This window comes from Corynebacterium sp. H127 (genome assembly GCF_037482665.1).
Classification (GTDB): Bacteria; Actinomycetota; Actinomycetes; order Mycobacteriales; family Mycobacteriaceae; genus Corynebacterium.
In genome coordinates, this window is the sequence record NZ_JBBHKY010000009.1 from 14,840 (window position 1) to 29,692 (window position 14,853).

14 protein-coding genes are annotated in these 14,853 nt (G+C 59.4%); 4 read left to right on the top strand and 10 right to left on the bottom strand.

Going from position 1 to position 14,853, the window contains the following annotated elements:
* Window positions 1–50: 50 nt before the first annotated feature.
* The 5 genes from WG936_RS09820 to WG936_RS09840 form a co-directional block, all read right to left on the bottom strand.
* Window positions 51–890: a formate/nitrite family transporter gene (locus WG936_RS09820; protein ID WP_339572809.1), complete on the bottom strand. Its 840-nt coding sequence runs from the start codon at window positions 888–890 to the stop codon at window positions 51–53.
* Window positions 891–3,383: a phenylalanine--tRNA ligase subunit beta gene (pheT, locus tag WG936_RS09825; RefSeq protein ID WP_339572810.1), complete on the bottom strand. Its 2,493-nt coding sequence runs from the start codon at window positions 3,381–3,383 to the stop codon at window positions 891–893.
* Between the two features lie 13 nt (window positions 3,384–3,396).
* Window positions 3,397–4,431 (bottom strand): phenylalanine--tRNA ligase subunit alpha, encoded by a 1,035-nt coding sequence (gene pheS / locus WG936_RS09830; RefSeq protein WP_339564568.1) that lies wholly within the window; start codon window positions 4,429–4,431, stop codon window positions 3,397–3,399.
* A 101-nt stretch (window positions 4,432–4,532) separates the two neighbouring features.
* The gene (locus tag WG936_RS09835; RefSeq protein ID WP_339572811.1) at window positions 4,533–5,639 is read right to left on the bottom strand and encodes a pyridoxal phosphate-dependent aminotransferase; all 1,107 of its coding nucleotides are present in this window, start codon (window positions 5,637–5,639) and stop codon (window positions 4,533–4,535) included.
* Window positions 5,636–6,445 carry a TrmH family RNA methyltransferase gene (locus WG936_RS09840; RefSeq protein WP_339572812.1) on the bottom strand — a complete coding sequence of 270 codons (810 nt, stop codon included), beginning with the start codon at window positions 6,443–6,445 and terminating at the stop codon, window positions 5,636–5,638. Before WG936_RS09840 ends, WG936_RS09835 begins: the two co-directional genes overlap by 4 nt.
* Before the next feature lie 249 nt (window positions 6,446–6,694).
* On the opposite strand from WG936_RS09840, the gene WG936_RS09845 reads away from it, so the two are divergent.
* A complete protein-coding gene (locus WG936_RS09845) occupies window positions 6,695–6,862 on the top strand; it encodes a hypothetical protein (protein WP_339564565.1) in 168 nt (55 codons plus the stop codon).
* Here WG936_RS09845 and WG936_RS09850 read toward each other — a convergent pair.
* From WG936_RS09850 to infC, 4 genes are all read right to left on the bottom strand, one after another.
* The gene (locus WG936_RS09850) at window positions 6,837–7,196 is read right to left on the bottom strand and encodes a hypothetical protein (RefSeq protein ID WP_339572813.1); all 360 of its coding nucleotides are present in this window, start codon (window positions 7,194–7,196) and stop codon (window positions 6,837–6,839) included. The two genes, WG936_RS09845 and WG936_RS09850, sit on opposite strands and share 26 nt — an antisense overlap.
* Before the next feature lie 65 nt (window positions 7,197–7,261).
* The gene (rplT, locus tag WG936_RS09855) at window positions 7,262–7,645 is read right to left on the bottom strand and encodes a 50S ribosomal protein L20 (protein ID WP_339564563.1); all 384 of its coding nucleotides are present in this window, start codon (window positions 7,643–7,645) and stop codon (window positions 7,262–7,264) included.
* A 50-nt stretch (window positions 7,646–7,695) separates the two neighbouring features.
* Complete coding sequence (gene rpmI / locus WG936_RS09860; protein ID WP_339564562.1) at window positions 7,696–7,890, bottom strand: 50S ribosomal protein L35; 195 nt, start codon at window positions 7,888–7,890, stop codon at window positions 7,696–7,698.
* A gap of 27 nt (window positions 7,891–7,917) precedes the next feature.
* Window positions 7,918–8,421 carry a translation initiation factor IF-3 gene (gene infC, locus WG936_RS09865; protein ID WP_339564592.1) on the bottom strand — a complete coding sequence of 168 codons (504 nt, stop codon included), beginning with the start codon at window positions 8,419–8,421 and terminating at the stop codon, window positions 7,918–7,920.
* Window positions 8,422–8,720: 299 nt separating this feature from the next.
* Here infC and WG936_RS09870 point away from each other — a divergent pair, with 299 nt between their 5' ends.
* Window positions 8,721–10,442, top strand: coding sequence for a DUF2339 domain-containing protein (locus WG936_RS09870; protein ID WP_339572814.1), 1,722 nt, complete (start codon window positions 8,721–8,723; stop codon window positions 10,440–10,442).
* Here the strand turns inward: WG936_RS09870 and uvrA are convergent.
* Window positions 10,439–13,270, bottom strand: a complete 2,832-nt coding sequence (gene uvrA / locus WG936_RS09875; protein WP_339572815.1) for an excinuclease ABC subunit UvrA — start codon at window positions 13,268–13,270, stop codon at window positions 10,439–10,441. The two genes, WG936_RS09870 and uvrA, sit on opposite strands and share 4 nt — an antisense overlap.
* A gap of 53 nt (window positions 13,271–13,323) precedes the next feature.
* Between uvrA and WG936_RS09880 the strand changes: the two genes are divergently transcribed.
* Both WG936_RS09880 and WG936_RS09885 read left to right on the top strand, forming a co-directional pair.
* Complete coding sequence (locus WG936_RS09880; RefSeq protein ID WP_339564559.1) at window positions 13,324–13,920, top strand: MBL fold metallo-hydrolase; 597 nt, start codon at window positions 13,324–13,326, stop codon at window positions 13,918–13,920.
* Between the two features lie 90 nt (window positions 13,921–14,010).
* Window positions 14,011–14,793: a DoxX family protein gene (locus tag WG936_RS09885; protein ID WP_339564558.1), complete on the top strand. Its 783-nt coding sequence runs from the start codon at window positions 14,011–14,013 to the stop codon at window positions 14,791–14,793.
* Window positions 14,794–14,853: the final 60 nt, after the last annotated feature.

Sequence of the window (14,853 nt, forward strand, 5' to 3'; positions counted from 1 at the left end):
TAGCATACTATGCATAGTTTTGGAAAGTATGCAGTGAGTGTTGTGCCCCCCTATGCGTGATGGACGCGCTCACGATGCCAGTAGGCCATACCTAGCGCGATGATCGAACCACCAATGAGATTGCCGATGGTCACCGGCACCAGGTTATGAATCAGGTAGCTAGAAATGGTCAGACCGCTGATATCGGTGCCCGCCATCGCTTCCATTACCGCCGGATCCGCCTGCCCCTTGAGCAACAGGGCCAGCGGGATCATGAACATGTTAGCCACAGAGTGCTCAAAGCCGGTCGCCACGAAGGCACCGATCGGCAGGGTCAGGGCCAAGACTTTATCGGAGACGGTCTTACCAGCGTAGGCAAGCCATACCGCCAAACACACGAAGATATTACACATGATGCCAAGGCAGACAGACTCACTAAAAGAGTGACTGGTCTTGGATAGCGCGGTGTTGATCACCACTGCGCCCCAGCCACCGTGTCCTTGATGCGCAGTGCCACCGAAGAAGATGAACAGCACGATGAGGAAGGCCCCCAGCATGTTGCCCAGGTACACCACCACCCAGTGCAGCACCATTTCCACCGGGCTGATCAGTTTGTCCTTCAGCAGGATCGGGGTCATCGAGGTGGAGGTGAACAGGTCAGCACCGGTGATCACCACTAGGCCGAGGCCTACGGAGAACACAATGCCGCCAACGACCTTTGCTAGCCCGTAGGGCATGCCCGCCGAACCGTTCTGGGAGGTGACATAGAAAACAAAGCCGAGCGCGATCATCGCGCCAGCAAACATCGCCGACGTCACCTTTGTAGCCAGCGGGGCTTTCGCCTTGTGTAGCAAGGCATCCTTGGCTACATCAACGATCTCGGCGGGGGTATTACTAATTGTGGTTGACATTTATGCTCGCAGTCTTGCGTTGAACTTGGCCTCAGCGGCCTTTACAGCGGCCATTCTGGCCTCGGAACATTCATCGTCCGTCAGCGTGCGATCCGTGGCGCGGAACACCAGGGAGAACGCCAAGGACTTTTTGTCCGCACCGAGTTGCTCGGAGCGGTAGACGTCGAAAAGCTCGACCTTTTCCAGCAGGTCACCGGCAGCCGCTTCGACTACGGCGCGTACGGCCTCAGCCGGGGTATCTTCAGTGACCACCAGGGCAACGTCCTGCAACAGCGCAGGGAACGCGGACAGCGTTGGTGCCGGGAAAGATGGCTCGAACGGCAGCGCGGAGATATTCAGCTCCATGGCGCAGGTGCGGGCCGGCAGCCCGGCACGCTCGAGAACCTGCGGGTGCAGCTCGCCGGCGTAGCCCACGACTTCACCATTCACCGACAGCTCGGCGCACCGGCCCGGGTGCCACGGCAGCATCTCTGCATTGGCGACCTCGAGCTGCACGTCGGCGGCACGCGCCACCATGCGGGCGGATTCGATGGCATCGGCGTAGGTGTAGGCGCGCCCCTCACCCCATGGCCCCTCCGGGACAATCGCGCCCGCACCGACCGTCGCCACGTGCAGCGGTTGGTACGGCAGGGACTCAATCAGCTCAGCGATGGTTTCCTCCGCAGGCCGCTCGCTAACCGACGGCATCGGTGATACACCGGTGCCCCGAGCGAAGCTCACCTGCTCCACGCCGTAGAGCGTCATATCGCTCTGGCCGCGGGCGACGTTGCGTTTAACAGCATCCAGCATCGAAGGCAGCAAGGTGGTACCGAGGATCGCATGATCTGATTCCAGCGGATTCTGCACTTTCACCACGCTGCGACGCGGATCATCCGCGTTGAGTCCCCACACCTCGAAGGTGTCATTGGCGATGAATGGGCTCGGTAGGATTTCCAGGTATCCGCTGTATGCGAGGGCGTGGGTGATCGCACGACGGCGGCGCTGCGCCGGGGTCAATCCCTGGCCAGCTGGTGCAGTCGGAACGAGGGAAGGAATAGCCTCCAGGCCTTCGAGCCGCAGCACCTCTTCAACGAGGGATTCCTTGAAGGTCAGGTCCGGGCGCCATGTCGGTGGAGTCACCTGCAAAACTTCCTCGCCGCTCACTTCGCAGCCGACCTCGGATAGGCGGCGTACCACGGTGTCACGGTTGTATTCGACGCCCGCGATCTTGCTTGGGAAGTCAGCCGGCAGCTCCACAGCGGTGGCTGCGGGGACGTCGCCAAGCATGGTGCGACCAGCGGCGACTTGGCCGCCACCGTACTGGACCAGCAAGGATGCAGCGATATCAAGAGCTACTTCACACAGTGTTGGATCGACACCGCGCTCGAAGCGGCGTGATGCTTCAGAGGAAAGCTTGTGCCGGCGGCACGTGCGGGCCACGGTGATGGGATCCCAAATGGCAGCTTCGAAGTACACCTCAGTGGTGCCCTCGCCGATCTCGGAGGTGGAGCCGCCCATGACGCCTGCCAGGGACTGGATGCCCTTTTCATCGCAGATCACCACATCTTCGGGATCCAGGTCGCGGTCCACATGATCCAGGGTGCTGAGCTTCTCCCCTGCCTGAGCGTTGCGGATGCGCAAGGATCCCTCGATGCGGGCAGCATCAAAAGCATGCATCGGCTGGCCGAGCAGGATCATCACATAGTTGGTGATGTCGGTTGGGAGGTTGACCAAACGCTGGCCGGAGAGCATCAGCTCGCGCTCCATCCAGAATGGGGTCTTAGCATTTGGGTCGATGCCAGTGACCTTGCGCAAACCGAAGCGAACCGTCTTGGTCGCCGGGTCAATCTCCACCGGCAGCGCCGCGCCGGCGACGGCAGGCACGTTCACGTTAATGCCGGCTACGGAGGGATCCAACGCTGGGTCGGTGTATGCCAGGTCAAATGCGGAAGCAATCTCGCGGGTGAGGCCGCGGGCGGACAGCGCGTAGCCACGATCCGGGGTGACGTTGACATCAAAGACAGTGTCGTTCAGGCCGAGGACAGCGCGGGCGTCATCGCCTGGCTTGCCTGCGGAGGCAGGTAGCGTGATGATGCCCTTGGTCTGCTTGCTGGCCAAGCCCAGCTCTGCAGCGGAGCAGATCATGCCCTCGGAGACATGGTCATAGGTTTCACGGGCGGCAATCTTGAAGCCTCCGGGCAGCTCTGCACCTGGCAGGGAGACAACCACGGTGTCGCCTACTGCGAAATTGCGAGCGCCACAGACGATGCCCTGCGGTTCCGGGTTACCCACGTTGACCTTGCAGAAGCGGATCGGCTTCTTAAAACCAGTCAGTTCTTCAATATTCTCTACTACGCCGAGCACCAGGGGTCCGGTGGTCTCTTCGATCGGCGCGTAACCCTCGGTCTCGAAGCCGACGCGGACATAACCGGCATCTAGCTCTTCTGCAGTGACAGACCAGCCCTCGTTTCGAGCGCCAAGCAGTGAAGTAACCCAGTTTTGGGATAGCAGCATTTCAAAATCTCCTTTAAGCTTGCACGCCGAATGGCAGGGTGAAACGGACATCGCCTTCGACCATGTCACGCATATCCGACAGGCCGTTGCGGAACTGCAGGGTGCGCTCAAGGCCCATGCCGAAGGCAAAGCCGGTGTACACCTCAGGGTCAATGCCCGCCGCACGCAGTACGTTCGGGTTGACCATGCCGCATCCGCCCCATTCGATCCAGCCTGCGCCACCCTTCTTATTCGGGAACCACACGTCTACCTCAGCCGATGGCTCCGTGAACGGGAAGAAGTTGGTACGCATCCGGGTGCGGGTTTCCGGGCCGAATAGGGTCTTGGCCAGGTGGTCCAGGGTGCCGCGCAGGTGCGCCATAGTAAGGCCCTTATCGACGGCCAATCCTTCAATCTGATGGAACACCGGAGTATGGGTGGCATCCAACTCGTCAGTGCGGAACACCCGTCCCGGGCAGGCAATGTATACCGGCACGTCCCGGGACAACAAGGTGCGCACCTGAACTGGAGAGGTATGCGTACGCAGCACCTGCTTGGAACCTTCCACAGATACATGGAAGGTGTCTTGCAGGGTGCGTGCCGGGTGGTCCGGCAGGAAGTTCAGGGCATCGAAGTTGAAGTATTCCGCCTCCACCTCGGGGCCTTCGGCGATCTCCCAGCCCATGCCGATGAAGATGTCGGCGATGTTCTCGGAGAGCTGCGTGATCGGGTGCATAGCACCTTGACGGCGGGTAGTAGGAACCGTCACGTCGACGCGCTCTTCCACCAATACCTCGGCGTTTCGCTTCTCCTCAAGCACAACCTTGACCTCGGCGAAGGCTTTCTCAGCGCGGCCACGAGCCATGTTCACAAAGCGGCCGGCATCCTTGCGCTGATCCTTAGGGATCGTTCCCAATGCGCGACGCGCCAGGGAAATCGGGGCATCATCTGCCAGGTGAGCCTTGCGAGCCTCCGCCAGCTCATCGAGGTTCTGCGCCTGATTAAACGCAGCGACAGCCGCATCCGCTAAGGCATTGAGGTTAGCTTCGGTCAACTCGATGTCGCTCACCAGTACTTATCCTTTTGGTTCGAAGGGAGACGTTCTAACCCATGTACTATACCGCGCGGGTTAGCAGTCTACTTTCCTGGCCGTGCTCAAACAGCAGAAGACTACTGAGCGATCCGCCGCACCGCTTCAGCTAGTATCTCGTCCTTCTTAGCGAAGGCGAAGCGGACTTTGGTCCGCCACTGTTCCGGATGGTCTGTGAATACCTGCAGTGGGATTGCAGCCACGCCGCTGCGAGCTGGCAGATTCATACAAAAATCGAGGCCATCTTGTCCTACGTCAGCAACGAGGTAGTAGGTACCTGCGGTGTCATGGACGTGGAAACCCGCACGCTTCAGGCCGTCGGCAAGCAAGGCTCGCTTCAGGTTTAGCCCGGCAACCATGTCAGCAACCCACGGCATCTCCTCGCGCAGCGCGTAGGCTACTGCGGGCTGGAAGGGCGTGGCACCGACATAAGTCATGAACTGCTTGGCCTTGACCACGCCTTCCAACAGGTCTGGAGGCGCAATCGCCCAGCCGGTCTTCCATCCGGTGCAGTTGAACGTCTTTGCGGCGGAGGAGACAGTGATGGTGCGCTCCCACATGCCCGGCAATTCCGCGATGCGGGTGTGCGCATGACCGGCGAAAACAAGGTGTTCGTAGACTTCATCAGACAACACGAGCAGGTCGTGTTGCACAGCCAACTCGGCGAGTCCACGCACATTGAGGACAGCGCCGGTCGGGTTATGCGGAGAATTCACGATGATCATCGCCGTCTTAGTGGTGATGGCGGCTTCGATCGCGGCGACATCGACACCCCAGGTGTTGCCCTGTGCGACCAGCGGAACGGCCACGCGCGTCGCTCCGGCCAGCGCGATCGCGGCCGCATACGCGTCATAGTAGGGCTCGAGGACGATGACCTCGGCACCCGGCTCAACCAAGCCAAGCACGCTCGCAGTGATAGCCTCCGTTGCGCCGACGGTGATCAGCACATCATCGGATGACACACCCCTGACCGCGGCCACGGACTCGCGCAATTCCGGCATTCCCATGCCAGGTGCGTACTGGTTGTTGCCGGCCTGGATCTGCTCCGTCGCAATCTCGAGCATCCGCGCCGGCCCGTCCGAATCTGGGAACCCTTGCCCCAGGTTAATCGCGCCGTGTTTGACTGCCTCCGCAGTCATGGTGGCAAAGATCGTCTCGGCGAAAGGCTGCAAGCGCGCAACTGTCATGAATTTTGTGCCTTGGCAGACTCGTACATGCAGATCGATGCCGCGGTGGCTAGGTTCAGCGATTCCGCGCGACCACGGATCGGGATGCGAATGCGGGCATCGGCTTTAGCCATCAGTTCTTTGCTGAGCCCGTGCGCCTCATTGCCAAACAGCCAAGCGGTAGGCTTCTTCAGTAGCTCGCCGGCCTCATCGAGGCTGACCTCGCCGTCGGCGGCAGTGGCCAGAATCTGCAAGTTGCGAGCCTTCAGGGTGTCAAAGACAGCCTGAAAATTCGTTTCTCGGATCACGGGAATATGGAACACCGAGCCCGCCGAGGCGCGCACGGCCTTCGGCGACTGCGGGTCCACGGTCTCCCCCGCGAACAACACGGCGTCCGCACCGACGGCATCAGCGACGCGGATCAAGGTGCCGGCATTACCTGGCTCCGAGGTCTCCACCGGCACGGCCACCAAGTTCGGCTTGCCCCGCATGACATCCTTCAGCGGCCACAGCACTGGCTCACATACGGCATAGATACCCGTGGAAGTGACCGTGTCCGCCAAGGACTTTGCGGCCCGGTCCGTGATGGGGTGTACATAGGCATTCATATGTCCTGCCGCGGTGAGCAATTCGGAAAAACGCTCAGCTGCTTTCTCCGTGACGAAGACGTCCCGGGCAGCGCCGGTGGTGATGGCGGCTTCAACGGCGTTCTCCCCCTCGGCCAAGAACACACCCGCTTTGCGACGCCCCGCAGTCTTCAACAGTTTGGACGCGTTTACCACACGTGGCGTTCGCTCGGTAAATGCCTGTTCAAAGTCGAGGTTCATGCCGTTAAATCTAGCAGGCTTCAGCGGGCAGTAGTGTCACCCAGCCCGCACGTTGTTGACCTGTCTCCGTTATGATCGCTAACTTCGAAACTGCTCAACAATCAGCCTCGCCGTCTTGGGCGCACTCGTGATCTACGCCGGAATGTTCACCCACGGTTTTGTCAGCGAACAGCTCGAACTAGAGAAAATCACCATGCCCGCCGGCGAGGCGATATCGTCACTGCCAAACCAGGAGTCCCGGGACGGCCGATGTCCACCGGCCCGCAGGCTAAGACCAACGGTGCCGCCGAAGCTGAGGTGCAGCAGCTCAGCGATACCCGCGACACCCTTGTCCAAGGCAACACCCTCCGTGGCATCCTCCTCAGCGCCTATGGCTGGTGGCTGGTCGGATTCACCGTCCTGCGGGAGAAGAAGTAACGTTATAGCGTTCCGCTGCCTCGTTGGCTAAGACAATGATGGGCACCTCCGCGATCACGGCACCAGCCAATACAAGTAACAAAAATGATTGCTCCGGATGCCCCACAAATATATAGACACAGGCCAAGAGGAGCCCGATACCAATCATCGTGTGGAATGGGGCTACCTTCCGGTGCGCAGCTTGCCACGCTCCCAGGGACGCATTGGTCGTCGGGGTATTCACGCCCGGCATCGCGCGATAGCTGAGGCCGAGAAACTTCCCCTTAGGAGAAATTAGTCCCATAAAGAGGTAGAGGAAGCCCAGGAGCACGAATAGCAAAGCGAGAAACCACACGGCTTTCAAGATAACAAAAAGCCCGCCTGAGTTGTTTAACTCAGTCGGGCTTTTCGAATCAAGCTTTACGCAGCTGCTGGGGCGTTAACGTCCTCAGGCAGTGCAGCCTTAGCGGCATCGCAGATTGCGGAGAATGCAGCGAAGTCGTTCACTGCGAGCTCAGCGAGCATCTTGCGGTCAACCTCGATCTCAGCAAGGCGCAGGCCCTGGATGAGACGGTTGTAGGTGATGTCGTTCATACGGGCTGCAGCGTTGATGCGGGTGATCCACAGGCGACGGAACTCGGACTTGCGCTTACGGCGATCGCGGTAAGCGTAGGTCATGGAGTGGAGCCACTGCTCCTTGGCCTTACGGTAGAGACGGGAGCGCTGACCACGGTAGCCCTTGGCGGACTTCAGGATCTCGCGGCGCTTCTTCTTGGCGTTCATTGACCGCTTGACACGTGCCATTGAAATACTTCCTTAACTGTCTAAAAAGTTTATGGGGTGAAAAGTGGTTATTAGGCCAGGCCCAAGAGGCGCTTCATGCGCTTCTCGTCAGACTTTGCAACATCCGTGGAGCCCTTGAGGCGACGGGTGCGGGTGGATGGCTTACCTTCGAGCAGGTGCCGGCGGTTAGCCTTCTCGCGACGCAGCTTGCCAGAACCGGACAGCTTGATGCGCTTAGCGGCACCCTTGTGGGTCTTGTTCTTCATTTTTATAAGTCCTTATGAAAGAGTCGGTTACTTCTTGCCTTTACGCAACGGCCCAATGACCATGGTCATGTTGCGACCGTCTTGCTTCGCCCGTGCTTCGATGGTGCCGAATTCGGCCACATCGCCGGCAAGGCGCTCCAGGAGGCGGTATCCAAGCTCCGGGCGAGATTGCTCACGACCGCGGAACATGATGGTCACTTTGACCTTGGATCCCTTCTCCAGGAATCGGATCACATTATTCTTCTTCGTCTCGTAATCGTGATCGTCGATCTTGGGACGAAGCTTCTGCTCCTTGACCACGGTCTGCTGCTGGTTCTTGCGAGCTTCGCGGGCCTTCTGGTCCTGCTCATACTTGAACTTGCCGAAGTCCATGATCTTCACTACTGGTGGCTTCGCGTTAGGTGCAACCTCGACGAGGTCGAGATCTGCATCGTAAGCAAGCTTGCGCGCGTCCTCAATGCGGACGACGCCGACCTGTTCTCCGTTTGGACCTACAAGACGTACCTCGGGAACCCGGATACGTTCATTGATGCGAACTTCAGCGCTGATGTGTACTCCTCAAGTAGCAGTAAATAATGTGGTACCGCATGGCTTGAAGTGTCGATTCCCCCGAGCTGTCACGACAAAAACCCGTACGACGTTATTCGTCGCACGGGAGATCCGTGAGCAAAGCTCTTCTTTGACCATTATCCAACCCTAGCGGGCGGCTTCTGGTGGGAGGGACCTCCACTTGCGGCCTGTGGTTTCATCAGATAATTCAACCACTAGGCGGTAGCTTGGCAAGAATAACATGTGCGCAGTACAGATTCAAAATCATTAGACTGCAAGTTATGAAAATAAGTCGCGCCGAACAGGAGACCCTAGAAAGGGTCGCACAGCGGTTAAATACTGCGGAGTCCCTGCTCAAGGAAGTGCGGGAATCCTTGTTCGAGTTGTACGAACAGTCAGAGCGCTCCGAGGCACCAGTACAGCAGCCTGCGGCCCCAGTCGCGGCCCCGGTCGTCGAGAAGCGCCCAACACCGCCACCAAAGCCACGCCTTTCGCGGGAGAAGCAGATCATTCGCGCGGTGGCAGTCGGCGGTGTACTGATCACCTTGGCGGGCGTCAGTCTCCTCATCGCATTGGCTATCCAATCTGGCTGGCTCGGCCCACTCGGCCGCGTCATCGGCGCCTGGGTTGTTGCCGCATTACTGCTCGGCGGCGCTTTCCTTGTCAAAGCCCGCGGTCTAGCTAAGGAGGGATTCCTCGCGCTGACCACCGCCTCACTGCTCACCAGCATCCTGACGGTGATGGCAACGGTCAGTGTGCTGCACTGGTGGCCCCCGATCTTCGGTGCGGTGGCCTTACTGACCCTCCTGGCGCTGTTCTCGGGGCTTGCTCGCTGGTGGGACGACGAGCTGATGCTGAACATCACCATCGTCTCCAGCTTCGTGTTGTTCTACCTCTACATCATGTCGGGCGACTTCTTCGCCTTCCCGGTAATCGCAACGGGTCTGTTCATGGCAGTGACGTCGATGCAGAAGCGCTGGTTCACCTCCCGCAGCATCGCTTCAGTCATCGGGCCACTGGCGATGCTCGCCGCGCTTATCGACGACCCCAGCATCGTCGTCAACAGCTTCCCCATCTCCTTGACGGTCGTCATCGGCGTTGCCGTCTTCTTGGCGGTCGCGCTCCTGGATGAATGGCAACACAAATCCGATCAGCATCTTGGGTTCTACGCCCCTATGGCAATGCTCGCCATCGGTGCGCTGGGGGCTAACTCCTTTAGTGAACTGACCATCATGTTCGCGGTAATCATCGGCTTCGTGGCGCTGTCGCTCCAGTTCCACGGCGAGCTTGCCGCTTGGCCGCTGGCAGTTATCCCCTTGATGTACGTGCAGTGGTGGTCTCAGGCTCCCGCGCTGGGCTCCGGCTCCTGGTTCGAGCGCCCTTATCTTGTCGCACTGTTCTTCGTGGCCTTCGGCGGTTTCGCCTGGTGGCTGTCCCGCAATAACCGCTTCACCGGGCTGCCGTGGGCAACGATGATCATCGCCGCGATCCTCCTCAGCGGTGAGCTCGCTAAGGCTGTCCTGCTCAAGAAGCCACTGTGGCTGACGGACAACATCGCGCTCCTGCAGGTCCTGACGATCCTGGGGTTCATGGTGGTGCTGTACCTAGTTCGAAATGCCTTCCGTGGCTTCGAACTGTCGGCGCAGATATTGATCGGTCTGGCTGCATTGCACCTGAGTGCCATGGTCTTGGTCACCGCCACCACGTATTTGTTTGGGTTGGGTGGTGAAACCGGCATGTGGCTGGGCTACCTCGTCGGCCATGCTTTGGTCTCCATCTCCTGGATGCTGGTCGCTGCCTACATCCTGGTGATCTCGAAGGCCTTCACTGCGTCGACGTCGCTGACGATCGGGCTAGTGCTGGCGGTTGCAGCCGTCGTCAAGCTGGTGTTCTTTGACCTGGGGACGCTGGAAGGCATGCCGCGAGTCCTCGCCTTCCTGATCTCCGGTGGCGCTTTGCTGCTGATCGCATCGCTGCGCTCGAAGAAGGCAAACCAGCTCTAAAGCAGCTGCTTGAGGAAGCCACCGGTGTAAGAACCTGCGGTGGCGGCAACCTCCTCCGGGGTGCCTTCCGCGACCACGAGGCCTCCGCCGGAACCACCTTCTGGTCCCATGTCGATCACCCAGTCAGCCGCCTTGATCACATCAAGGTTGTGCTCAATGACGATCACCGAGTTCCCTTTGTCCACCAGCCCCTGGATGACCTGCATCAGCTTGCGAATGTCCTCGAAGTGTAGACCAGTTGTTGGTTCGTCCAAAATGTAGATGGTGCGTCCCTTGGATCGCTTCTGCAGTTCGGAGGCGAGCTTCACGCGCTGCGCCTCACCGCCAGAAAGCGTCGTCGCTGCCTGGCCGAGGCGAACATAGCCAAGACCCACTTCCACCAGTGTGTTCAGGTAGCGGTGGATGGTGGTGATCGGCTCGAAGAAGGTGGCTGCTTCCGAGATCGGCATGTCCAACACCTCTGCGATGTTCTTCCCCTTGTAATGCACTTCTAGGGTCTCGCGGTTATACCGCGCCCCCTCGCACACCTCGCAGGGGACATAGACGTCCGGGAGGAAGTTCATCTCAATTTTCAAGGTGCCATCGCCGTGGCAGGATTCGCAGCGGCCGCCCTTGGTGTTGAAAGAGAAGCGACCAGGTTTGTAGCCACGCACTTTCGCCTCGGAGGTTTCTGCGAACAGCGTGCGGATCTTGTCGAATACACCCGTGTAGGTTGCCGGGTTGGAGCGCGGGGTGCGACCAATAGGGCTCTGATCCACCTGGACGAGTTTGTCCAGCTGCTCCATGCCTTCGACTCGCTTGGCGCGTCCGGGCACCTGGCGGGCACCATTGAGTTCATTGGCCAAGGTCTTAGCCAAAATCCGGTTGATCAGCGTGGATTTTCCGGAGCCAGACACTCCCGTGATACAGGTCAATACGCCGAGCGGGATCTCCACATCGATGTCATTGAGGTTATTCTCACGTGCTCCGATTATCTTCAAGGTGCGGTCGAGATCGATCTGCCGGCGTTGCTCAGGCACTCCCAGCACGCGACGACCAGAGAGATAGGCGCCCGTCAGCGACTCCTCCGCCTTGAGGATGCCCGCAGGCTCCCCCTGGTAGACCACTTCACCACCGTATTCGCCGGCGCGTGGCCCGATATCTACTAGCCAGTCGGCGGCATTGATGGTGTCTTCGTCATGCTCGACCACGATCAGCGTGTTGCCGATATCCCGCAAGCGCTGCAGAGTGGCGATTAGTCGCTGGTTATCGCGCTGGTGTAAGCCAATCGACGGCTCATCCAGCACGTACAGCACGCCGGCTAGGCCGGAACCGATTTGGGTAGCCAAGCGGATGCGCTGCGCCTCGCCACCGGACAGCGTTCCTGCCGACCGGGACAGCGTCAGATATTCCAGGCCAACGTCAAGTAGGAACTGCAGCCGAGCGTTGATTTCCTTCAGCACCGCGCCGGCAATCATCGTGTCGCGCTTGCTCAGTTCCAGAGTGTCCAGGAATTTCGCGGCCTCGCCAATAGAAAGCTCTGTCAGTCCCGCGATGGACTTCTCCCCCATCGCTGAAGCAATGCGCACCGACAGAATCTCCGGTTTCAGCCGGGCGCCACCGCAAGCATCGCAGGGCACCTCCCGCATGTAACTCTGGTAGCGATCCTTCGACCACGCGCTTTCCGTCTCATCGGACTTGCGGTGCAGGAATGGGATCACGCCTTCGAAAGGCGCCGACCAATTCCGTACCCGCCCATAGCGATTCTTATAGCGCACTGACACAACTTCCGAGGAGCCGTGCAGTACCTTCTTCTGCTGTGCCTTGGTTAAAGAAGAATAAGGAGTGCTCGGATCCACGCCAATAGACTCGGCGAAGCCAGAAATCAGCTTGTCAAAGTACTTGTTGTTGGGACTGGAGGTCCAGGGTTGAATCGCAGCGTTGAGGGGCGCGTCTGGATCAGGAATGATCAGGTCAACGTCCACTTCCTGCCGAGTTCCTAGCCCATCGCAGGTAGGGCACGCACCATAAGGCGAGTTGAAGGAAAAGGCCCGCGGCTCCAGTTCATCCACGGTGAGGGTATGTCCGTTGGGGCAGGACATCTTTTCCGAGAACCGGCGGATCTCGCCAGAATCGATGAATTCCATGGCCACGACACCATCAGCCAGTTTCAGCGCGGTTTCCACCGAATCGGTCAGGCGCTGCTTTTGAGAGGACTTCACCTGTAGGCGGTCCACCACCACGTCGATGTCGTGTTTGATCTGCTTTTCCAATTTCGGCGGGCTGGAGAGTTGATGCACCTCGCCGTCGACACGCACGCGGGAATAGCCTTGCGCCGCTAAGTCGGCGAACAGGTCCACAAACTCACCCTTGCGGGTACGCACCACTGGCGCGAGGACCTGGAATTTCAGCCCCTGTTCCATCTCGAGCACTTGGTCCACGATCTGCTGGGGTGTCTGCCGCTCAATGCGGGCGTCGCACTCCGGGCAATGCGCAGTGCCAGCGCGAGCAAATAGCAGGCGGAGGTAGTCATAGACTTCGGTGATGGTGCCAACGGTGGAACGCGGGTTGCGATTGGTGGATTTCTGATCGATCGAGACCGCGGGTGAGAGCCCATCGATGAAATCGACATCGGGCTTGTCCATCTGCCCCAGGAACATCCGCGCATAAGAGGAGAGGGACTCGACATAACGTCGCTGCCCCTCCGCGAAAATCGTGTCGAAGGCAAGCGAGGACTTGCCCGAGCCCGAAAGCCCCGTGAAAACGATCATCTTGTCGCGCGGGAGATCAAGGTCAACACCTTTCAGGTTGTGTTCCCGTGCCCCGCGAACAATAAGGCGATCTGCCACCGTGGATACCCTTCATCCGTTGACCAGTACTCAAACAACAGTACCCTTTTGGTATGAACCTCATTTTGGACACCGTCTCTGTTTCCGACATGGACAATAACTGTTACCTGCTCGTCGCCGGCAATGAGGCGCTGCTAATCGACGCCGCGGACAACGCCCCCGCCCTGCTCGCACTCGCCGAAAAGCACAAAGCTCGCATCACACACGTCGTGACCACCCATCGTCACTCCGATCACGTGCGCGCGCTGCCCGAAGTCCTCGCGGCCACCGACGCTACTCATATCGCGTCTTTCTTGGACTCCCCGGCGCTGCCTGCCCCAGCGGACATCGAGCTGAACCACGGCGACACCTTCGAGTTTGCCGGTCACACCTTTAGCGCCATCATTTTGCGGGGGCACACCCCCGGTGGCCTCGCCTTCGCAGCCACCATCGATGGGCAAACGCATCTTTTCGTGGGCGATAGCCTCTTCCCTGGTGGGCTCGGCAAGACCAACAACGAGAACGAGTTTTGTCGCCTTTTCAAAGATGTAACCGAACGGTTATTTGAAGTTTTCCCAGATACCGCGATTGTGCACCCTGGCCACGGAAAACCCACCACCCTCGGTGCCGAGCGTCCGAGCCTTTTGCAGTGGCAGGAGCGGGGCTGGTAACGCCCTGCAAGTAGCACAGCTGACAAGCCAGGTTGAAAATCTCGCTATGCTGGAACCTACAGCTTTAGCCTAGAAAGAAGGAGTTACTTAATGATTCGCAAGATCGCTCGCCCAATGCTCGCCTCTGCTTTCGTCGCCTCCGGCGCAGATATGGTGATGAATACCGAGCAGCACCGCGAGGGCACCAAGGAGATGCTCGCGAAGCTCCGCGCCGTCATTCCGAACGAGTACGCACAGTACATTCCGAAGGATCCTGACACCGTCACCAAGGCTCTCGGTGGCACCCAGGCAGCCTCGGCTTCCCTGCTGGCGCTGGGCAAGGCACCGCGCCTGACCTCCGCAGCACTTGCCGCAATTACCATTCCTTCGATGCTGTCTCGCTACGCCTTCTGGGAGACCCAGGACGCCAAGGAAAAGCAGGAGCGCCGTAATGGCCTGATCACCAACACTGCCCTTCTGGGCGGCCTGATGATCGCCTCTGCAGATACCCAGGGCAAGCCGGGTCTGGCTTGGCGCGCGGAGCACGCTTCCAAGACCGCCAATAAGAAGATCCAGGCGGCGCTGCCAACCAAGTCCGAGCAGGAGAAGCTGGCAGATAAGTTCTCCGGCTATGTCGACGATGCCACCAAGTACGTCGATGACAACAAGGATGACTGGCTGGAGCGTGCGCAGCAGAACTCCAAGGCCGCTAAGTCCAAGTTCGTGAAGGTTGCCTCCGCGGCGCAGGATAAGGCGCAGCAGCTGCAGGAGCGGGCCGCTGAAGAGGCTGGTCGCGCGCAGAAGAAGGCCGCAAAGAACGCTAAGGTTTATCAGAAGAAGGCCGACAAGGCCACCAGCAAGGCGCAGAAGAAGCTGAAGAAGTACGACATCTAATTGTCAGTTTCCTCGCTAGCCGTCGCGCCTCCCGGGTGCGGCGGCTTTTGAGATCTAAGA